Consider the following 19,549-nt stretch of genomic DNA (forward strand, 5'->3'; position numbering starts at 1 on the left):
CCCCGCTGAACCAGGCGAACAGCTCCGCCTAGAGAAACGCCCTCCAGGCGCCTACACCCATGTCAGCACAGGTCAGGAGCTAGATTCGGGCCTCCAGGCCGCGGAATTATGTCGAACCCGGGCAAGGTGTCCACATCCGGGTGACCGTTATTCGGGTTGTCTGCGCACACGAGACCAGCCGTCCGTGTTGCATGTCGGTGGCTGTCCGTCCGGGATGGCCCCGGTCAAACCTGCATCGGAAAGCAGTCAACTGGCGCCATGATCGGCGGTTCCACCGGGTGTTAGCTCACGTCGATTCGTGTCGTTGGGCGTTCTGTGGGCTTGGTCCAGCTGAGCATTCCCAAGACGGGGATCAGCAGTCCGAGCAGAACCCACCATGTGCCCCACATGTAGTACGCGGTCAAGCCGCCGATGACCGTATACAGCGGCAACCGTGCCTTGTCGTTGATGCCGATGACAGCCAGTACTGTGCAGAAGGCCAGCAACCACCAGGGACCGCCCAGGCTGAAGGCGAGGGCAGCGACCAGGGTGAGAACGACGAACATACATCCTTTCGCGAAGCGGATCGCGCGCACCATTTCCGGTGTGGAGACGGCTGCTTTGCGCATGTCGACGGGGAATCCGACCATCCAGATCGATTGCAGGAACGGGGCGAGAACTGCCCAGCCGACGAGAATCCACCACGACCCGCCGAAGTAGTGGAGGAACGGAACGGCGACAACGGTCAGCACCGTGTAGCACCCTCCGCAACCTGGTGCCTGTTCTTGGGTTGTCACGGTGGAGGCAGTCGGCTCCTCGGGTTCGGACACTTCGGGTGTCGTTTTGGGTCCTTTGTCGATCCACTCTTGGGCTGCCGCTGCTCTCGCCAGGTCGCCGCTGTCGAGCAGACCCTCGATCGCCTCCACGGCGGCCCTCTGCGCGGCGGCTCGGCGCCCGGCCGCGAGCAGTGCGCGTGCGAGCGCATTCAACTCGATGCCCTCGCGGTGCCGGTTTCCAATGTCCCGCCAGATGTCCACGGCCTTTTGGTGGGCGGTGCACGCCGCACTGAACTGCAGGCCGTCCATCAGGAAGGACCCGAGTCGGAACAGTGCCTCGCCTTCGGCGTTCTTGTCCCCGGCTGCGCGGCAGACGGTCACGGCTTCCTGGAAGGCGGCGGTCCCCTCGGCCAGCCCGCCCAACTGGGTAAGGGCCACGCCGACGTTCACCAGCAACACGCTCTCGCTGTCCTTGTCGCCGATGGCCTGGTAGATCGCGAGTGCCTTGCGGTGCGCGGTGGCCAACTTGCTGCGCTGTCCCGGTTGGGCGTGCAAGAGTGCGAGGTTGGCCCACGCCTGTGCCTCGAACTCCTGATCGCCTGCCGCATGGCAGACCTCGGCGGCCAACTCGAGCGTGTCGAATGCCTCCGCGGCGCGTCCTGCCCTGGCGAATACAGCGCCCAGGTTGGTGAGCAGGCTACCTTCGTTTGAGCGGTCACCACATCTGCGTGCGATGGTGATCGCCCGCTGCAAAACGGAGATCGCCTCGTCGTGCTGTCGCAGCGTGGACAACGCGTCGCCCAGGTACCCCACGACGCGGTACTCGGTTTCCCGGTCGTGCCCGGCACGGCACAACGCCAATGCCTGGCGGTAGGCAGTGACCGCCTGCTCCGACTGTTGGTCATGAAAGAGCGCCACCCCCAGAACCAACAAGGCTTCGGCCTCCTCCGCGGGGTCGCCGGTGGTCAGCGACACCTCGTGAGCGCGCCGACAAACTTCTATCGCCTCGGGAAGTCGTCCTGCGGTCTCCAGAAGGCGCCCGAGCCAAAGCAGGACCTTGGTGTGGCGCGCCGGGTCGCCGAGTTGCTCGGCCGCGCCGACAGCCTGGTGGACGAGGAGGATCCGCGTGTCGAGTTCGTACCGTTCGGTCAGGAACTTCGTGACGACGGACTCGGCCAAGTCGACCGTGATGTCGGACCGACCGACTGCCGCGGCAAGCGGGACCGCTGCCAGCAGATTTGGGCGCTCCCGCGTGAACCAGGCACAGGCCTCGTTCGCATCTGTGTGCTGGGCGGCTTGCCGGTAGTGCTCAAGCAACCGCGTCACGGCCGTCGCGGGGCCGCCGTCCTCATCGGTCTGCTTCGGCATACGCCGGTCGCGGACATAGAGCCGGATCAGGTCGTGCAATTGCCAGTGGCCGTCTGTGAGTTGGAGAAGGTGCGTGCGGCGCAAGGCCCGCAGCCGGGGACGCACTGCAGCTAGGGGTTGTCCGAGCAGGGCCGCCGCGGCGTCCGTGCTCACTCCGGGGCCCGGATTGAGTGTCAGCAGCTTCAACAGGCCTGCAGTGGGTGGATCGCGGGCTATCACCCGCCGCCAGGACACATCGAACGCGGTGCCCACCGCCGAGGCACCCTGTTCCAACGTGGCGAGCCGGGTGGTGGCGTCGCTCAGTTCGGCAATCAGTTCCGCCGCGGTCAGCGTCGTGTCCTCGGCCAGTACAGCACCGACGATGACCACGGCCAGGGGCAAATGCCCACACAGCTGTACCAAGTGTTCGGCGGCACCGGGAACCTCGCTGAGGCGGACGTCGTCGTTAAGTGTCTGCCGCAACAGTTCGCATGCGTCCTCGACAGGAAGCACATCCAGTTCCAGCGTGCGAGTTCCGGGCAGCGGCAACGTGTCCCGCGTGGTGACCACAACGTGGTGCACCGCGTGGCTGGGCAGCAGCCCACGGATCTGGTCAACGGTTGAGACGTTGTCCAGCACGAGCAGCACCCGTCGCTGCTGCCGAGCCAACAGGCCTAACAACTGGTGGTACACCGTCGCCTGTTCGGACTCCGTGTCCGGGATCCCTTCCCCGCCGACTCCCAGCGCCCGCAACAACGGCGCGAACATTTCGGCGGCCTGCACCCGGTCGCCGGTAGGCTTGTACCCCTGCATGTCGACCAGCAGAGCACCGCCGGAGAACCACCCCCGCTGGACGGCAACAGCGCTGGTGTGGCGGACCAGCACGGTCTTGCCGACCCCACCCATACCAGCCACGACCGACACGTTCGTAGGGGGGCGAACCTCCGGACTCCACTCAGCGAGCAGGTCCTCAACCTGGCTCGAGCGGCCCACGAACAACTCCGGTGGTGCTGCCTCCAGCGGCACCACCGGAGTGACCACCGGCACCGGCGCAGCACCGCGATGATGCACATGGACCCCGCCGTAGACGACCCCGGCCTGTACCAACACCCCCAGGACGTCACCCTCGACGACGTTGACGACCGGCGGCTTGCGGTCGTCGCTCTTTTTCTTGTTTCTGTCCATGCCGTTCCTTCCGCCACCTCCAATGACAAGCATGATGCACCCGGAGTGAAGCGCGCCCCCCGTTGATCTCGTTGTGACCCGCATAGGTGATACTGAGCGGGCATGACACGACCCCGCTTCACATCGACGAACTCGTCGAGCACTGGACGATCCTCGACGAGGAACGCGAACTCATCTCCGGAAAGCGCGGCGCAACGCGACTCGCTTTCGGGATCTTGCTGAAGTTCCACACACAGCACGGCCGCTTTCCGCGAGGGCGCTCGGAGCTGGCCGACGAGGCCATCGAGCACGTCGCCAAGCAGGTCAAGGTGCACGAGTTCAAAACCAAGGGGCCCGCCTACCGGACCACGGTGCAGACCACGTTGCGCGCCTCCTACACCAACCACTACCGGCGCGACCTGATCGCGCTGACTTACGGGTTGGTCTCGGACGAGCGTCGGCGGGCGAGAGCGAGGCTTGTCAGCGTCGTGAACGCCATGACGCCGATGCCGACGAGCGCGGCGGTGGTGTAGGCGCTGTCGTCAGGGAAGAGGTGGCCAGGGCCGGTGCCCGCGGCGAGGGTCAGGCCGCCGATGGCGCTGCCCAGGGAGTACCCGACGCTGCGGACGACGTAGTTGAAGCTCATGGCGCTCGACGTCTCGCTCTTGGGGGTGACGGCCAGGATGACGCCGGGCATCGCGGCCGAGAAGCCGCCGACGCCGAAGCCGAGCACGCCCATCGCCGCGAACAGTTCGGCCAGGTCCGACCGGGCCGCCGCGAACAGGGCGAACCCGCCGCCGACCACGACGGCGCTGCCGGCCAGGAGCAGGGGGTCGGCGATCCGCGTCCGGACCCGCGGCGTGAGCTTGCCGGCGACGAACCCCAGCACCGAGAACGGGATGAGGACCAGCCCGGCGACGAAGGTCGTCAGCCCGAAGCCGTAGCCGGCGCCGTGCGGCGTCTGCGCGTACCGGGTGATGAGCGTGAGCAGGAGGTACATGCCGATCCCGCCGACGAACATGGCGAGGTTCGCCCCGGCGACCGCCGGGTGCCGCACCGCCCGCACATCGACCAGGGGCGTCGTGCTGCGCAGCTCGATGACGGCCCAGACGCAGAGCAGCACCACCGCGACGACGGCGAGGCCCGCCGCCACGGCGAGGTGCCGGCTCCATAGATTCCGTTCGCCGGCGAGGAACAGCACCAGGAGCAGCGCAGCGGCCAGGACGACCGCGCCTGTCACGTCCACGTGGGCGGAGCGGCCTTCGGGGGCTTCGGGCATGGAGCGCCACGCGGTCAGGAGGGCGGCGGCGGTGACGACCAGGCCGAGGCCGTAGGCGGCCCGTACCCCGCCCAGCTCGGCGAGCAGTGCGGCCAGCGGGTAGCCGACGCCGGCCCCGATGATCGAGACCACCGAGATCAGGGCGATCACGGCCGCGCTGCGCTTCTCGGGGAGGTGGTCCCGCGCCACGCCCATCATCAGCGCCGTCAGCCCGAGCCCGACGCCCTGGGCCGCCCTGCCGACCAGCAGGCACGCGAACGGCAGCGGCAGCACGGTGAGCGCGCTGCCGGCGACGACGACCGCCAGCGTGGCGAGGATCGTGGCCCGCCGGTGCGGGCCGGCTCCGAGCCGACCCAGGACCGGCGTGGCGACGGCGCCGCTGAGCAGCGCGACGGTCAGCGTCCACTGCGCGCTGCCGAGCGAGACGTGGAACGAGGTCGCCACGCTGGTGATGAGCGGCGTCCCGAGGCTGGCGACCGCCGCCACGACCAGAGCGATGAACAGCAGGGCGGGGACCAGCAGCCGCGCCTCGGAACGCGCCACCGGGAACGCCTTATCCGCGACCCCGCCGACCGGCTGCCCGGTCACTGCTTCGGCCCTTCGCGGTCCTGGCTTTCGAGCTCTGCCAGATGCTTCAGCGCCGGAAGGGCCGCCACCAGCGCCTCGACCTCGTCGCCGGTGAGCTTGCCGATCAACCGCTCGAACGCGTGGACGCCCGCCTGGCGCCGCGTCCGGACATAGGAGGCGCCGGCCTCGGTCAGGCACACCAGCGTGACCCGCTTGTCGGACGCGTCGCCCCGCCGCTCGACCAGGCCGGACTCCTCCATCACCCGGACCAGGGCGGTCATCGCGGGCTGGGTGACGCCCTCGACCGCGGCCAGATCGGTGATGCGCCGCGGGCCGGTCCGGTCCAGGGTGGCCAGGGTGGCGGCGGACGTCAGGCTCATGTCCCGGGGCAGGCGTCTCGCGGCCCTGGTGGCCAGGCCGTAGAGGGCTGCCCCGATGGCGGCGGACGCGCCTTGACGACTCATGCTCGAAGCATAGCATCTTTATATTCATATTTTATGGAAATGCTTTGACGAGTTCCGCCCTTCGGCGACACTCTCAGAGCACCGACCCCAGGCCTGGACTGGTACAACCCGAACCTGGCGCAGCTGACGAACCCACGATCGGTCGCGGCCGCCGAGCGGGATCTCGTCGTCGCCCTGCACGACAAGATCGTTGATGCGGGCGACATTCGTCGCCCGCACGCCCGCCGTCCGCTCTCGCGCCCGATGCGACGTCGACGGAATCGTCTTGTTCGACGGGGACGTACGCCCTGTCCACCGCCGGATCAGCTGAAATCAGCGAGAAAACCTCACTACTGCGAAGCTGTTTGAGAAAAAGCAGCGCTCTTGGGCTTGCGGTGGGACGATGAGTGTGCTCTGCAGGGTGAGGGGGCGCTGGGCCGGCCTGGACACCGGCAGCGGTCCGGACCGGGCCAAGCTGGCCCGCTACAGAGACGGTCCAAGCCAACGAGCTGGACCTGGCAGGGCGTCCTTGGGCCGCTATTGCGGCAGGAAACTGACCGCAATTATCTCTAGCCTCACGCATGGAGATGACTAAGCAAGATCCCGAACCGCGGGGTGAGAACACCGTTAACGGATTCGTTGTCGTTGACGGAGCCGCGCCTTTCATCGACTTCCTCGTCGCTGTCTTTGATGCGAATGAGCGGGGGGAAGCCCGCACCCCTGACTTCTACGCCGGAGACGGAACGCTGATCCACGCCGAAGTCAGAATCGGCAACTCGTTGCTCATGGTCGCTGACCGTAAGGCCGGCTGGCCGTTCACCCCGGCCCTAACCCAGGTGTACATCGCCGACCCGAGGAGACGATGCGCAGAGCAGTCGAACGCGGTGCGACCGTCGTCACTCCGGTGTCTCCCTTCTACGGCGGATACGGCATCGCCCGGTTCCTCGACCCTTGGCACAACCTGTGGTGGCTGTTCTTTCCGGCGGCGGAAACCAATCCGGCGGCCGGGGAAGAGCCGGGCTGGGAGGAATCCGCTGAACCCGGCACTGAGGTGATCTCAGCGAAATAATTTAGGACGATTGGGGATTTCTGGGACGCAGGCGGTGACGTATCGGGCCTATCGGGAGGAGTCATCGAAGGCCGGAGACGGGCGTGGAGCCTCCGGTAGATGAGTTCTCACCACAAGAAATCCCGCCGCCGAAAGGCTCCACGTGATTGCTCATCGTGCCACGCTCGACGTCTCTCGCGCACTCGTTCACCACGTCGCCCGACTTCTGCGGGATGAACGCCGACTGCGCGGCACGCCCAAAGACAGCCGAGCCCTGACCCCGTTCCGGCAGGCAGTCATGGTGCTGTGCTGGTTCCGCGGCGAGCACGACATCCCCAAACTCGGCCGCGATCACCACGTCTCCCGAGCCACCGCCTACCGCTACATCCACGAAGGCATCGGAGTTTTCGCAGCTCAAGCACCAGATCTACACGAAGCCCTCGACCGCGCCCACGCCGGAGAACTGGCCTACGTGATCCTCGACGGCACCCTGATCCCCATCGACCGCTGCGCCGAGCAGACCACCAGCGTCAAGGGCGAACCCATCGACGCCTGGTACTCCGGCAAGGCCCACCACCACGCCGGCAACCTCCAAGCCCTCTCCGCACCAGACGGGCTGCCGTTGTGGATCGGCGAGGTCGAACCCGGCTCCGTCCACGACCTGTCCGCCGCCCGCACCCACGTGCTGGGTGCGCTGTACGCCGCAGCCGCAGCCGGTCTGCCCACCCTCGCCGACAACGGCTACGACGGCGCCGGAATCGGCATCCACACGCCGATCAGACAACCCGAGGGGAACCAGATCCTCAGCCCGGACAACCGCACCTACAACCGGCTCCTACGCGCTCTACGCTGCCTCGGCGAACGCGGATTCGCCCTGCTCAAAGGCCGCTGGCGGGTCCTCCAGCACATCACCGTCAGCCCCAGCCGAATCGGCGACATCGCCCGCGCGGCACTTGTCCTCACCCATTTCGAGCACGACTACCTGCCGGCAATTCGCTGAGATCACGTCACTGTATACACGACGCTGCTTGAGACGATGGTCACGCTGGCCGACCCCGGTGCTGGTGGCACCGGATAACCTGACCGGCAGGTGGGATCTTCTGCTGCGGGGCGGGCCGACTCCGAAGAAACTTCCCACCCACCGCCCAGCTGGCCAACGATAGACGGTGGTCATAGTCTGTGACCTTTGTCGAGCCCAGGGGTGAGGCGAAGACGATCACGCACGAAATTGTCCTAGCTAGAAGGCACGCTCCCGAACCGTCCGAGACCGATCCTTGGTGGCGAGCCCCGCGCGCACTACCCGGGCGCCGACTCCGGGCTGCTCGCCGACTGCCGGATCCTCAGCCTCGCCCTCGTGGTCTCCTGGCGTTGGGACCACGACGACCAACTCCCCAACGGGCGCAGCAGGGGCCGGGAGTGGCTCGCCCAACTGCAGGCCGCCATCGACCGCCGGGAACACGCCGCCGGTGGCGGCCGCTGAGCGGCGCCCCACCGCGCCCCCACCGACGCGGGCGAGATCGTCTCAATTGCCTACCGCCTGTGCCGCGCGCCCTGGGGGCATGGCTACGCCTCCGAGCCCGCCGAAGCCACCCTTGCCCTGGCCTTCATACACGTCGGCGCCCGCCGTGCCGTGGCCACCACCATGGCCGTCAACCACGCCTCCCGGAATGTTCTGGAGCGCGTGGGCTATGCGCACACCCGAACCGTCCACCTGGACTGGGCCGATCCACTGCCCGGGGCCGAGCAGGGAGAGGTCGTCTCATGAGGATCGTGCTGGTGCTGTGGTCGCTCATCGTCCAGACGGACGTCTGGCCGGGCTTGAAGAGCTTGGTGTCGATCCGCATCTGCCAGCCCTGGCTGTGTCCTCTGGCCGGGGTGGGCCGGCGGTAAAAGCCACAGGCGTTGCAGCGCCACAAGCCGGCGCGGCACCTCGCCCGGCTCATCGACTCCTACCGCTGAGCCGGGCTGCCCCACCCGGCATCTTGAACACCTCGGTGAGAGCCGCGACGCTGTGCTCGCCGAGTCGAGGTCATCGATGGTCAGGTAGGCCAGGAACGGCGGGGCCGGAAGGCTCCTTGTGGGCACAGCCCGCGGTCGAACGGCCGGAGACGCCGGCGAGCACCCGGCGGAGCTCCGCCAGCGAGTCGTCCAGCGCGGCACGCTGGTCCGTGGCGCGCGCGATGTCCAGGGCGCTTTCGCAGATCCCGCCGTACAGCAGCGAGGTGGCGGGATCCAGCGGCCGTTCGGAGATGCACCCGGCCTCGACCGCGATGGCCAGCCCGCGCCGCATCTGATCCTTGCATCCCGCCTGGATGTCGCGCATGGCGGACCAGCCGAGCGCGCCCGGCGCCTCCAGCAGGGTGATCCGGCGGACGGCGGGTTCCAGGGACGCTTCCAGCAGGGCGCGGCAGCCCGCGAACATTCCGTCCCACGGATCTGGCTGGGCTTGGAACGCCTGCCGGACGGCCGCGGCAAGCTCCTTCTGGTCGGCGGCGTAGACCTCACGGAAGATGTGTTCCTTGTTGCTGAAGTGGTGATAAAAGGCGCCGCGCGTCACCTTCGCTCTGGCGCAGATCGCGTCCAGGGAGGTGGCGGTGAAACCTTCATCGATGAAGAGCTCGCGAGCCGCCGCGACCAGGGCGCCCGTGGTCGCCCTGGTGCGTTCCTGCTGGCTCCGGCGCGTGCTTGTGTTCGTTGTCACCCTTATCCTCCCGACCTGAACCGAGGATAGAGGCCCGACGCTCGGGTCGAAGCGACCGGACGCCATGTAGCGCTGCGTGACGACCGTCACCGTGCGTGTTCTCAAAAATGACCAGTTCTGCGAGAGCTCACGACCATCCGGCGAGTGTCCGGTTTGTCCTCGATCTTCGTTCTCATAACCTCTCGCAAAACCGTCCTTCAGAACAGTCCGCGATAGGTTTTGCGACATGACCGAGTTCGCGGACCCCGCCGCCGCTGTCGAACAGTTCGATTGCCCGATGTGTGAGGCGCCCGCGGGCAGCACCTGCCGGACACGGGGCAGCAAGGTCGCGCCCAAGTACCACACGCCTCGCTTCAGGCTGGTGCCGCAGTTGCGTACTGAGTTGGAGGTGCGCACTCCCGCCGAGCGCGGGCCCGGCCGCGTCTGGCAGGTGGGACCGGCCCTGGACGCTGTGGCGCCTGCGGCCGCGAGGAGGCCGACCCGGGTGGGCTATGCCCGGTGCAGCACGGCGCAGCAGGAGCTGGACAGTCAGCTCGACGCCCTGAAGGAGGCGGGCTGCGAACCGACCTTCGCCGAGAAGATCAGCACGCGCATCAAGCTGCGGCCGGAGTTCGCCAAGGCGATGGACTACGCCCGCACCATCAAGCAGGCCGTCCCGCATCAGCGCGTGATTTTCACCGTGCATGAGATGAAGCGCCTGGGGCGGGGCGCCGCCGAACTGCTCGCCATCGCCGAGGAACTACGCCGCCACGATATCGAGCTGGAGTTGCTGAGCGGCCCGCTGCAGGGCATCTACAACCCCTCAGGGCACGGGGCGGCGTTGTTCGCCTTCTTCTCCGGCATGGCCGAGTCCGAGCGAGAGTACATCCGGGAGAAGTCCCTCGAGGGCCAGGCCTCAGCCCGCGAGCGCGGTCGGCACGGCGGCCGCCCCAAGGTGTTCGACGACGACATGATCGCCTATGCCCGGTCGCTGCGCGCCCGAGGCGTGGCGGTCCCCGACATCGCCCGCAATCTGGTCATCCCTTCGGGCAAGAACAAGGGCCGGCATCCTTCGGTGGCCAGCATCTACCGGGTGCTGGCCGATGACGGCGAGGTTCCAGCCAGGAGCTGATCACCTCGCGCCCGGGTAGGGATCAGCCGGCCTGGTGGCCGACGGGCACCACGGCGATCGTCGCCTCGGCCGAGGATCCGGGCACCAGGCGGACCGTGTCGCCCGGTTGCGCCGAGGCCGGCTCGTGAGGATCGGCCAGACGGGCGCTGTGATAGAGGACACGACGATGCACGTCATCCAGGAGGATCTGCCGGTACCAGGAGCGGTGGCGAGGCATTCGAGGAAGGGCATGCAGATGGTGCGTTCGGGCCGGACCACTACGAGGACCGAGCCGTCGTAGCCACCGACGCCTGCACATCCCGTGCGTCCAGGCCGCCTACACGTCCCGCGACGCCACCCGCGTACCGACCATCCGCGCCCTCACCTGCTCGGCGAACCGGGCGAAGACTTCACTATGCCATCGGGGAGGCGGACGAGTAGGCGCTGTTGCCCGACAGCGCCGTTGCGGGCATGGCCCGGACACTTCATCGGTTCGGGCCGAAGACAGGCGTGAACCATTTCGGTCTGGCGCGACAAGAGTACCTGTGACCGGCATACGCCAAGAAGGGGTCGGCATGCATGACCCCATACGCGACGGCATCAAGGCAGACGATGCGACCCTCATCGAGAGGTCGCTGAACGAGCCGGAGACCTTCGCCGTTTTATTCGACCGGCATGCGCCGTACCTCCATAGCTACGTGGTCCGGCGACTGGGCCCCAGCCAGGCCGAGGACGTCGTGGCCGACACCTTTCTGACCGCCTTCCAGCGCCGGGGCGATTACGACAAGGCCCGCGCCAACGCCCGCCCATGGCTGTACGGCATCGCCTCCAACCTGATCGCCAAGCATCGGCGCACCGAGATGAGCCTCTACCGCGCCTACATCCGCAGTGGGGTGCATCCGGCGGAGGTGTCCGGCACGCCGGTTGAGGACGGGGTCGGCACCCTTGCCGCCAACCGGCCGCTGGCACGGGCGTTACTGAAACTCAACCAAGCCGATCGCGATGTGCTGCTGCTCGTCGCCTGGGCCGAACTGAGCTACCAGGAGGTCGCGGACGCACTTGCCATCCCTGTGGGAACCGTGCGCTCACGACTCAACCGGGCCCGCACCCGGGTTCGTCAGACACTAGAACGAGGAGCAGAATGATGGACGAGCTCAAAACCATGTGGGTGACTCCCCCGGGCACTCCAGACGACCTCGCCGGAGCGCGGCGGCGGCTGCTGGAAGGAATGGACGGCCCGCCCGCGCGCCGGCGCATCTTCGGGGGAGGCCGGGCGATCTTCACCGGTCCACGGCTGCTGGTCGCGGCCGGCGTCGCGGTGGCCGTTGTCGCCGCACCGCTGGTGATCGGGGACGGCGAGCCCGCTTACGCGGTGGCGAAGAACCCCGACGGCACGCTGATCGTGACGATCAACGAGCTGCAGGATCCCGAAGGCTTGCAGGCCGCGCTGAACGCCCAGGGCATCACGGCCGACGTCACCTACAGCCCACGGGACAAGAGGTGCGCGTCCGGCCGGTTCGTCGGCGCGGACTATATGTACGGCTCGCCTAACCCCAAGAACATGACCGCGAAGCAACGCAAGGAGTTCTACCGGCCAGAGCACTGGCGGTCCAGGGACGTCACCCGCGCCATCTCCAAGGACACGTTCAGGATCTCCCCGAAGTTCATGAGGCCCGGAGAGACCCTGGTGCTGGAGTTCAGGCTCGGCAACGATCCGGGGGTCAGCTGGAGCCTGGGGGCCTGGCTGGCCAAAGCGGGCAGCCCCGTGCGGCCCTGCACGCTCGTGGATGAGGCAGGGCACGACAAGGAGCACACCGAGGAGATGGCGAGAGGCTGACAGTGAGGCTCCTGCGCGGCGACCATGGCCCCGCAGGAGTGCAGGCCCGCGCCGAACAACCGGTGTGCCAGCGTCTTCACTCACCGCAGTGGATCGGCGACGGCCTCCAACTCCAGGTGGCGGTTCATGTCGAGCTCGAAGCGCCCGTACAGGTTCAGATGGGTCCAGAACAAGGCCGACAGGCCCCGCCGGTCGGCCGGGCTCAGCCGCTTGCGCCAGGCCGCATCCCGCAGCACGATCTGGATCATCACCGTGTTCAGGTAGGCGATCAGATGCAGCGCCAGCGCGGAGACCTCGACGTGCTCCCGGTCGTCGCCGGTCAGGTCGCCGGCCTTGCCGTAGAACACTTGCTGGCGGAGTTGAAGTTCTCCACCACGTTCAGCCTCTCGCCGATCTCCCTCGTGAGCTCCTCATCCGCGAGGTAATCGCAGATGTAGATCGTTCTGATAACGCGGCGAGCTCCTCGATCGCCTGGTAGGTGGGGTGCTTGGGGCCGCCACGGGTGAAGCGTCGCAGCATCTGATGCGACTCGGCGGTACGCAACCGCAGCGCGGTCGCGTGCTTGACCATCTGGTCGTAGTGGCGGGCGATCAACTCCCAGTCGATGGTCTTGTTCGACAGCACCGCCTCCTGACCTGCTGCAAAGTCGTCGAGGGGATTCGAGCTCCGCCCTACGACTCGGGCCCCGAATAACTGCCGGCCTCCGCTCAGCGCTTCGCCAGTGCTTCCGCTCAGCGCTTCCGCTCACCCAGGACGCAGAACTCGTTGCCCTCCGGGTCGAGGAGGGTCACCCAGTGCTGCTCGTCCTGTACGGTGTCGACGCGCCGGGCACCGAGGGAGAGCAGCCGGGCAACCTCGGCCTCCTGGTCGTCGGGGCGGAAATCGGGGTGGAGCCGGTTCTTCGACGTCTTGCCCTCGGCGACAGGCACGAAGAGCAGCCCTGGCATCCGGTCCGGCTCAGGCCGGATCTCGATGATCTCCTCAGATTCGTCGACCACAACCCAGCTGAGAGCCTCGGCCCACCAGCGCCCGAGAGCGACAGGGTCGGCGGAGTCGACGATGATCTGTTCCCATTCCAGTGCCATGGGCTTGAGCATAGACAGGACCGGAGGCCCGGCCCCGGAGGGGGTCGAGCCGAGATGCGAGCAGAAGCGGCCAACAGTCGATCATGTTCGTGATCTCGGAAGTGGACCGGACGAGTTTCGGAGTCCTGGAGTGCGAAATCCCGGAAGTACGGCCTGGAATCCACATCCAAGATTGGCTCATCTCGGAAGTAGGGCTGGCCCCGAGTCGTACGGCGGAACTCGAACCCCCTCGACGACGTTGCAGCAGGTCAGAGCGCTCAAAATCCACCCACGGCCGGAATTCCCGTCATCTCGGCTCGACCCGGGAAGCGCCCGAGGACCCTGGGTCACATGGCCTGAGGCGTCACTGCTCAAAGCACCCGAGAGGAAGATCAACAGCTGGAGAATTCGCTACGCTCGCGCCCATGGCCCCCGGCTCCGGCCTTGGGGAACATCGGTACAGCGGTTATCGGTGAGAACGATCATGGTCCGGCTGTAGCCGCTGGGAGGGTGTTGACGCGGTTCTCGTACTCGCGGCGGGCCTTTCGCTGTGCCGGAACCGCAGGGGTGCCCTGGGCGCTGCCGTCGAGAGGCTCGCAGCGTTCGAGGAACTGGCGGTGGATCGCTGGCGCGGCGCTAACGCGCAGGGTGTAGCCCTGGCCGCGCCGTAGGGTCAGGCCGTGGTCGAGTGCGGCTCGTTCGGTGTTGGTAAGTTCCGCGGTGCGGAGGAAGTCGGCGACCTTGCCCGGCATGTCGAGGACACCCCGGCAGCTGCGCGGCCGGGGTGTCCTCGTGGCCGGCCGCCGCGGTGTGGTCGGGCATGAGGTCGGCGACGGCGGTGCGGATGGCGCCCCGGCTGACGCCATGCTCGCGGGCCAGGGAAGCAATGGAGCGGCCGCCCAGGTAGGCGGTGCGGACTGTGGCGGTCTTTTCGGGTTTGAGGCTGGGCGGCGGCCGCCCTTGTTGCCCTTGGCCTCGGCGGCCCGTAGCCCGTCGTAGGTCAGTTCGCGCTGGAGGTCGCGTTGGAGTTCGCCGGCGGCCGCAAGGGTCTGGACCATGAACTTCACCGTGGACAGCAGTTCTCCGGTGCGCGGGTGGCGGGCGGTGAGGTCCATCGCGGAGAACGCGCCGTCGTGGATGCGCAGGGCGAGACGGTCTCGGTGGAGGACGTCGAGCACGTCGAGGATGTGCTGGGTGCCGCGTACGAGGCGGAACATCTCGGAGATGTGCACGGTGTCGCCGGGCCGCGCGTAGGTGAGCAGTTCGCCGAACTTCGACCGCTGGAGCGGGTGGAGGCGGCTGGAGGTTCCGGCCTGTTCCTCGAAGGTGACCGGGTCGGCGTTCGTTTGTCGACACTCGGGACAGTGATCACGAACCCACAAGTGGTAAAGCGTCGGCCGACGGTCACCGAGGACCAGGCCGCGCTCGCCCAACAGCTCTACGGCGAGCGAGAGCAGACCGTCCAGCAGATCACCGACATATCCGGTGTGCCGAGGTCGACGGTGTTCGGGCACTTCGACAGAGCAAGACCGTGCCGCGTCAGCCGAAGAAGTTCGCGGTCATGAAGCCATGAAAGCTACCAGGGGTCCTCGTAGCAATCGCGGAAAATTCAACGAACCCATCTCTGACCTGCGCTGATGATGCAAGAGGGTGCGATGGCCCCTGAGCGGGTTTGTCGTCAGTGGATCGCTTGGTCGCGGCGTCGGCGGGCGGCGCGGATCTCGGCGTCGGCGACCTTGTCGTCCAGCAGTGCGTAAAGCTGGGTGGTCTCGGTGGAGGCGTGGCCGAGGCGGCGGCGCACGGCCTCGATGGACACCCCGGCGTTGATGAGTTCGGTGGCGTGGGCGTGCCGCAGTTGATGGATGTCGATCTCGACGCGTGCGGCGGTGCAGTAGTTCTGCCAGCGGTGGTGGGCGGCGTCGCAGGACAGCGGTCCGCCGCGGCCGTTGATGCTGGCGCGGAACAGTGGCCCGGCGGTGTAGCCGGCGCGGGCCAGATAGAGCTTGAGCAGGGTGACGTAGCCGCGGTCGTCCAGCAGGACGGTGCGTACGCTGCCGCCTTTGCCGTGGATGCGGACGTGTTCGTCGTCCAGGCGCAGGTCGAGGTCTTCGACGTACAGGCCGCAGACTTCGGAGGATCGGGCGCCGCAGACGTAGGCGGTCTCGAACAGCACCCGATCGCGCAGCCGGTCCAGCGGCAGGTCCTTGCGCGGCCGCCGCGAGCAGATCACGGCCATGACCTTGGCGACGTCGGCGGCCGACGCTGGGCGGGGCAGGTTCTTGGGCACCTTGATGGTGTCGATGCGGTCCATCGGGTTGGCCTGCAGGAGGTCGTGGCGGACGGCCCACTTGGTGAAGGAGGCGATGGCGGCGCGCTTGCGCTTGCGGCTGGCCGGCGACAGGTCGGCGAGCTCGGCCAGGTAGGCGCGGATGGGTGCGGCGGTCAGCTCGCCGATCTCCTCGCCGTGGTGGGCGGCGAAGGCGATCAGGTCGCCGCGGTAGGCGCGCCGGGTGTGCGCGGAGGCGCCGGCGTTGGCCAGGTCGGTGAGGAAGTCGTCGAGATGCCGGGCGAGCGGGTGTGCGTGGCCGAGCTGCTCGGCGATGACCAGCTCCATCGTCGCCCTCCCTGATCCGCCAGGTTGCCAGATAACCGGGAAACGAAGCCTCCGCAGTGAGGGATGCTCGCCCAGCTCGCGCTACGTCGGTGATCGCTATCTTGCCGGATAACGGCTAATTATCTAAGAATCAGCTGAGCCCCGGCCCGATCACAACCCTGACGGCGGCGGCGCCAGGCTGAACATGTGTACGCCCATTTGACCGCGACGATGTTCCACGGCGAGTATCGGAGAGGCGCTGCCTGACCGATGCCTGTGATCAGGCCGCTCAGGGGATGCGGCGCCGTACGGTGTCGGTGACCTTGCCGTCCTTCATCTCGGCGGAGAGCTTGAACGAGCGGGACTTCACCTCGGCAGAGAACCAGCGGACACCGCCTGGACCGCCCGCCGGGCCGAGCGGAAGCTCTTCCGAGGTGCCGTCCGCGTAGCTGATGCGCACCTTCCGTACTCCGGTCCCCGCGAAGCCGATGAGGATGTTGTCGCTGGGCACGTCATGCATGATCGTCAGCGGCACCCGGCCGTACTCCGGCTTCCACGATTCGAAGCTCCCACCGCCACCGTCCACGATCTCTCGGCGGGAGAGCACGCGGAAGTCCCACGTGAAGGTTCCGTCCTGTAGTCCGGCGCTCATGGCCCAGGCTCGTTCGGCGTTCCTGCCGTGCGTGACGACACGCAGGGGACGGTTCTCATCGTCGGTGGGCGGGAACAGCAGATCGGGAGGGTACTCCAGGATCTGGTCACGCGCCCGCTCGACGGCTTCCGGGCCGGCCGGGCGCAGACCTTGTACGAACGCGTCCACCACGTGGTCGGCCAGCCCCAGCGCGTGCACCTTGATGATCATGCCGTTCTCCCGCCAGAGCCGGACTTTGGGTGTCATGAGGGCCCGGTCCTGGTGCACCCAGTCGTTGCTGAGCGTTCCGCTGGACAGCAGGTCGCCACCCGCCAGGCCGGTGGTGCCGCGGATCTCCCGAGGCTCTCCCCTGACCGTGGCGCCGGCGAGAACCGCCATGCCGGCATCGCCGGGCAACTGGCTGACGGAGACTCTGGCGCGCGCCTGTCGGTTGGTCCAGACCTGCTCCGTTCCGCCGAGTTCCGCCTGCCAGTTGCCGATCGGCAGCGAACCGGTCTTGACGAGGTCCAGTCCCTGCGGCAGATAAGCGGCGTCGATCCGGGGCCGCCGCAGATCCTCTGCCACTCCGTTGGCCGCCCTGGTCAGCTCGGCCTCCGACAACCCGTGGCCCAGCACCGCGAACGACTCGAAGTCCTGGCTCGTCTTGACCGGCCAGGTGATCCAGCGGTGTTGTCCCGATCCGCCCATGGTCGCCTCGTGCTTGTCCAGCTTGACGGGCTTTCCCTGGTGCGGCAGCTCCCAGTTGTACGGCTGCTCCCAGTCCTCCGACTCTGTTACCAGGACGGCCAGCGTCCTGTCGCCGGGTGCGTCACCTTCCGCGTACACCGTGATCGGATTCTGCTCGGCGTCCGTTGTGACGATCTCCTCCAGATGGAGATCTCCTGGCTGCTCCGGCAGAAGCAGCGCCGCAGAGGCCGCCACGTCGCCGCCGCATCCGGCGCCCAGGACGATGAGGACAGACGCCAGGAACACGCGAAAGGATCTCATGCAGGCTTTGACGCGATCTTCCATCTGCGAGTTCCCCGTGCCGCAGAGGGGAGGTCTTGCCTGACCTGCGTAATCCAGGGTTTGGCGGCTCACCGCACAGTTCTTGCTCACCACGATCGTGTTTCTTCCAGGGTTCGGGCATCAGGGGTTGATCAGGAAGGTGGTGCCTGACTCGTTAACCAGGGTTGGCCGCAGCGGTCGCCAGCCGTCGTCCAGTTTGGCGAGTTCGGCTTCGATGTCGACCTCGATGAAGCCGAAGAAGTTGATGTTCTCGCGGTGGCCGGGGGCGATGAACGACAGCAGCTCGTCGGGAACCTCACGGCCCTGGCCGCACAGCTCCATGATCGCCATCCCGTAATACTCGGTCGTCCACGTGATCACCGCGTTCGTCAAGATCGTAAGGCACCATGCCTGCTCGGTCTGGTCCTGCAGGTGAGGCCGGACAATGGTGCCCTGCTGGGCGTAGTGCAAGTCCCGGCGCAGCGCGTGCAGCGACTCGCCCTCGTTAAGCTGCCGGGAGATCTTGCGCCGGTAGACCGGATCCGAAAGATAGCGGGCGGCGTGGATGGTGCGGCGCATCCGCCCCCACTCCTTCAACGCCGCGGCCAGGGTGTTCTGCCGGGAGGCGGCCGACCACTTCCCGACGATGAGCGAGGCGGTGGCCTCCCCGAACTGCAGCGACCCGCCCATCCGTAGCAGGTCGGGGTAGCACTCACAGATCAGGTCCTCGTTCCACCGGTCGGCCAGCAGCGGCCCGGCGTGCGGGTAGAGCGCGTTGGTCGCCGCCGGGGTGTCGACCCGCAGCATGGTGATCCTGCCCAGATCGCGCATCCCGGGGGTCAGGACCTTGCCGACCAGGTCGAACAACCCGAAGTTGACCAGCGTGGCGCCGTGCGTATCAGTTGCGTGCTCGGTGATCGGAAGGTCGGTGGCGTTGCCGAGCATCTCGTCCAGGGTGTAGTGGCCCTCGCGGGTGGTCGGCACGATCTGCTTCGTGCCGTACGTCGACCACTGGTCGGAGACATGAGTATAGGTCGACAGGACCCGGCCGCCGTGGATGTTCATATCCCGGGCCGTCAAGCTCTTGCCACGGACGGGGAAGCGCTGCCCGTCCGAGGACGACATGGTGCCGCCACCGAACTTCTTGGCCAGCTCCAGCTTGTAGTGGTGGTTGACCCGGACCGTGTTCGCCTCGCGCAGCGTCTCCTCCCGCACATACCACTCCTGGGTCCAGGCCAGGGTGTCGTAGGACACCCCGCACGCCTCCGACATGCGGGTCAGGCCCAGGTTGGTGGCCCCGGCGATCAGGACGGCCAGGATGTTGCGTTTCTGCTCCACCGACAGCTTCGACTTGCGGCCGCCAGCGTGGGTGAAGCAGTCCATGAAGCCGGTGCGGGCGTCCAGCTCGATCAGCAGGGAAGCAATCGGCACGAACGGCAGCATCCCCGACAGCTCCTCCCGCAGTTCCTTGGCCTCGGCCGGGATGTCCTCGGCCGACAGCGGCGGGATGACCAGCCGTCCGACCTCGTCCAGCCGGACCGCTCCGACGTCGTTCGGGGAGGCGCTGGCGAGCGTCTCCTCCAGGTCCTCCAGGGCCTGGTGGAGCTCCTCCTTGACCTGCTCGATCGCCTCGGTTGCGTCTGCCGGTTTGCGGACCAGCTGGCAGAACTCGGCCCGCTTGGACTCCCACTGCTCGGGGGTGTACAGGTAGGTGCCCGGGTCGGCGTAGCGGCGCGAGCCCGGCACGAACACATCCCCGCTGCGCAGACCGTCCCGCAACGCGAGCACGGTGCACAGCTCCCAGTAATGCCGGAACGCGGTGTCGTCCCCGCTCTTGCGGGCCTTGGCCAGATAGTCGGCGTACCGGGCGGGCACGAACGACGTCGGCGCCCCGGCCGGGACCTTCCGGCCGCCGGTCCGGTTCAACTCCCCGAGGATGGCGACCGCGTCCATCAGGTCCGCGGTGCTCCACGGCTGGTCCAGCACCGGCAGACGCGCTGGCCCAACACCGCCAACCCGCAC

20 protein-coding genes are annotated in these 19,549 nt (G+C 67.4%); 8 read left to right on the forward strand and 12 right to left on the reverse strand.

Annotated features, from left to right (window positions below; genetic code table 11):
- Positions 1 to 281 precede the first annotated feature (281 nt).
- The gene (locus ABGB01_RS41330) at positions 282 to 3,287 is read right to left on the reverse strand and encodes a tetratricopeptide repeat protein (RefSeq protein WP_347779386.1); all 3,006 of its coding nucleotides are present in this window, start codon (positions 3,285 to 3,287) and stop codon (positions 282 to 284) included.
- 86 nt (positions 3,288 to 3,373) lie between these two features.
- Between ABGB01_RS41330 and ABGB01_RS41335 the strand changes: the two genes are divergently transcribed.
- Positions 3,374 to 3,799: a DUF4158 domain-containing protein gene (locus ABGB01_RS41335; protein ID WP_347779388.1), complete on the forward strand. Its 426-nt coding sequence runs from the start codon at positions 3,374 to 3,376 to the stop codon at positions 3,797 to 3,799.
- On the opposite strand, the gene ABGB01_RS41340 is transcribed toward ABGB01_RS41335, so the two are convergent.
- Together ABGB01_RS41340 and ABGB01_RS41345 are read right to left on the reverse strand one after the other, a co-directional pair.
- Entirely contained in the window at positions 3,700 to 5,088 is a 1,389-nt protein-coding gene (locus ABGB01_RS41340; RefSeq protein ID WP_347779390.1) for an MFS transporter, read from the reverse strand. The genes ABGB01_RS41335 and ABGB01_RS41340 overlap by 100 nt on opposite strands.
- 41 nt (positions 5,089 to 5,129) lie before the next feature.
- Entirely contained in the window at positions 5,130 to 5,576 is a 447-nt protein-coding gene (locus ABGB01_RS41345) for a MarR family transcriptional regulator (protein WP_347622712.1), read from the reverse strand.
- 841 nt (positions 5,577 to 6,417) lie between these two features.
- Here ABGB01_RS41345 and ABGB01_RS41350 point away from each other — a divergent pair.
- The 4 genes from ABGB01_RS41350 (at position 6,418) to ABGB01_RS41365 (ending at position 8,493) form a co-directional block, all read left to right on the forward strand.
- Complete coding sequence (locus ABGB01_RS41350; protein WP_347779392.1) at positions 6,418 to 6,624, forward strand: hypothetical protein; 207 nt, start codon at positions 6,418 to 6,420, stop codon at positions 6,622 to 6,624.
- Positions 6,625 to 6,766: 142 nt separating this feature from the next.
- The gene (locus tag ABGB01_RS41355) at positions 6,767 to 7,603 is read left to right on the forward strand and encodes a transposase family protein (protein ID WP_347779393.1); all 837 of its coding nucleotides are present in this window, start codon (positions 6,767 to 6,769) and stop codon (positions 7,601 to 7,603) included.
- 354 nt (positions 7,604 to 7,957) lie between these two features.
- A complete protein-coding gene (locus ABGB01_RS41360; protein ID WP_347779394.1) occupies positions 7,958 to 8,083 on the forward strand; it encodes a hypothetical protein in 126 nt (41 codons plus the stop codon).
- Between the two features lie 281 nt (positions 8,084 to 8,364).
- A complete protein-coding gene (locus tag ABGB01_RS41365; RefSeq protein ID WP_347622716.1) occupies positions 8,365 to 8,493 on the forward strand; it encodes a hypothetical protein in 129 nt (42 codons plus the stop codon).
- A gap of 139 nt (positions 8,494 to 8,632) precedes the next feature.
- Here the strand turns inward: ABGB01_RS41365 and ABGB01_RS41370 are convergent, their stop codons facing one another.
- The gene (locus ABGB01_RS41370; protein WP_347779395.1) at positions 8,633 to 9,304 is read right to left on the reverse strand and encodes a TetR/AcrR family transcriptional regulator; all 672 of its coding nucleotides are present in this window, start codon (positions 9,302 to 9,304) and stop codon (positions 8,633 to 8,635) included.
- A gap of 226 nt (positions 9,305 to 9,530) precedes the next feature.
- Between ABGB01_RS41370 and ABGB01_RS41375 the strand changes: the two genes are divergently transcribed.
- Positions 9,531 to 10,415 (forward strand): recombinase family protein, encoded by an 885-nt coding sequence (locus ABGB01_RS41375; RefSeq protein ID WP_347779396.1) that lies wholly within the window; start codon positions 9,531 to 9,533, stop codon positions 10,413 to 10,415.
- 22 nt (positions 10,416 to 10,437) lie between these two features.
- On the opposite strand, the gene ABGB01_RS41380 is transcribed toward ABGB01_RS41375, so the two are convergent.
- Entirely contained in the window at positions 10,438 to 10,587 is a 150-nt protein-coding gene (locus tag ABGB01_RS41380) for a hypothetical protein (protein ID WP_347779398.1), read from the reverse strand.
- A 382-nt stretch (positions 10,588 to 10,969) separates the two neighbouring features.
- Here ABGB01_RS41380 and ABGB01_RS41385 point away from each other — a divergent pair, with 382 nt between their 5' ends.
- Positions 10,970 to 11,539: an RNA polymerase sigma factor gene (locus ABGB01_RS41385; RefSeq protein WP_347779399.1), complete on the forward strand. Its 570-nt coding sequence runs from the start codon at positions 10,970 to 10,972 to the stop codon at positions 11,537 to 11,539.
- A complete protein-coding gene (locus ABGB01_RS41390; protein ID WP_347779401.1) occupies positions 11,539 to 12,231 on the forward strand; it encodes a hypothetical protein in 693 nt (230 codons plus the stop codon). The genes ABGB01_RS41385 and ABGB01_RS41390 overlap by 1 nt, the downstream gene beginning before the upstream one ends.
- A gap of 80 nt (positions 12,232 to 12,311) precedes the next feature.
- Here the strand turns inward: ABGB01_RS41390 and ABGB01_RS41395 are convergent, their stop codons facing one another.
- The 7 genes from ABGB01_RS41395 to ABGB01_RS41425 all read right to left on the reverse strand — a co-directional run bounded on the left by ABGB01_RS41395 (position 12,312) and on the right by ABGB01_RS41425 (position 19,513).
- Entirely contained in the window at positions 12,312 to 12,578 is a 267-nt protein-coding gene (locus ABGB01_RS41395) for a Tn3 family transposase (RefSeq protein WP_347622726.1), read from the reverse strand.
- Positions 12,579 to 12,609: 31 nt separating this feature from the next.
- Positions 12,610 to 12,855, reverse strand: coding sequence for a Tn3 family transposase (locus ABGB01_RS41400; RefSeq protein ID WP_347779403.1), 246 nt, complete (start codon positions 12,853 to 12,855; stop codon positions 12,610 to 12,612).
- A 107-nt stretch (positions 12,856 to 12,962) separates the two neighbouring features.
- On the reverse strand, positions 12,963 to 13,316 hold the full coding sequence (locus tag ABGB01_RS41405) for a VOC family protein (protein ID WP_347779405.1): 354 nt from the start codon (positions 13,314 to 13,316) through the stop codon (positions 12,963 to 12,965).
- Positions 13,317 to 13,777: 461 nt separating this feature from the next.
- Positions 13,778 to 14,677 (reverse strand): recombinase family protein, encoded by a 900-nt coding sequence (locus ABGB01_RS41410; protein ID WP_347779407.1) that lies wholly within the window; start codon positions 14,675 to 14,677, stop codon positions 13,778 to 13,780.
- Positions 14,678 to 14,973: 296 nt separating this feature from the next.
- Positions 14,974 to 15,909: a tyrosine-type recombinase/integrase gene (locus ABGB01_RS41415; RefSeq protein WP_347779409.1), complete on the reverse strand. Its 936-nt coding sequence runs from the start codon at positions 15,907 to 15,909 to the stop codon at positions 14,974 to 14,976.
- 268 nt (positions 15,910 to 16,177) lie between these two features.
- Complete coding sequence (locus ABGB01_RS41420; protein ID WP_347779411.1) at positions 16,178 to 17,512, reverse strand: hypothetical protein; 1,335 nt, start codon at positions 17,510 to 17,512, stop codon at positions 16,178 to 16,180.
- Positions 17,513 to 17,668: 156 nt separating this feature from the next.
- On the reverse strand, positions 17,669 to 19,513 hold the full coding sequence (locus ABGB01_RS41425; protein WP_347779413.1) for a Tn3 family transposase: 1,845 nt from the start codon (positions 19,511 to 19,513) through the stop codon (positions 17,669 to 17,671).
- Between the last annotated feature and the right edge of the window lie 36 nt (positions 19,514 to 19,549).

Source organism: Nonomuraea sp. B5E05, from assembly GCF_039880665.1.
Lineage (GTDB): Bacteria > Actinomycetota > Actinomycetes > Streptosporangiales > Streptosporangiaceae > Nonomuraea.

Bases quoted from the DNA above. Each gene is read 5' to 3' on its own strand.
- ABGB01_RS41330 (WP_347779386.1), bottom strand. From the start codon at position 3,287: ATGGACAGAAACAAGAAAAAGAGCGACGACCGCAAGCCGCCGGTCGTC.
- ABGB01_RS41345 (WP_347622712.1), bottom strand. From the start codon at position 5,576: ATGAGTCGTCAAGGCGCGTCCGCCGCCATCGGGGCAGCCCTCTACGGC.
- ABGB01_RS41350 (WP_347779392.1), top strand. From the start codon at position 6,418: ATGCGCAGAGCAGTCGAACGCGGTGCGACCGTCGTCACTCCGGTGTCT.
- ABGB01_RS41365 (WP_347622716.1), top strand. From the start codon at position 8,365: ATGAGGATCGTGCTGGTGCTGTGGTCGCTCATCGTCCAGACGGACGTC.
- ABGB01_RS41375 (WP_347779396.1), top strand. From the start codon at position 9,531: ATGACCGAGTTCGCGGACCCCGCCGCCGCTGTCGAACAGTTCGATTGC.
- ABGB01_RS41385 (WP_347779399.1), top strand. From the start codon at position 10,970: ATGCATGACCCCATACGCGACGGCATCAAGGCAGACGATGCGACCCTC.
- ABGB01_RS41390 (WP_347779401.1), top strand. From the start codon at position 11,539: ATGGACGAGCTCAAAACCATGTGGGTGACTCCCCCGGGCACTCCAGAC.
- ABGB01_RS41405 (WP_347779405.1), bottom strand. From the start codon at position 13,316: ATGGCACTGGAATGGGAACAGATCATCGTCGACTCCGCCGACCCTGTC.
- ABGB01_RS41415 (WP_347779409.1), bottom strand. From the start codon at position 15,909: ATGGAGCTGGTCATCGCCGAGCAGCTCGGCCACGCACACCCGCTCGCC.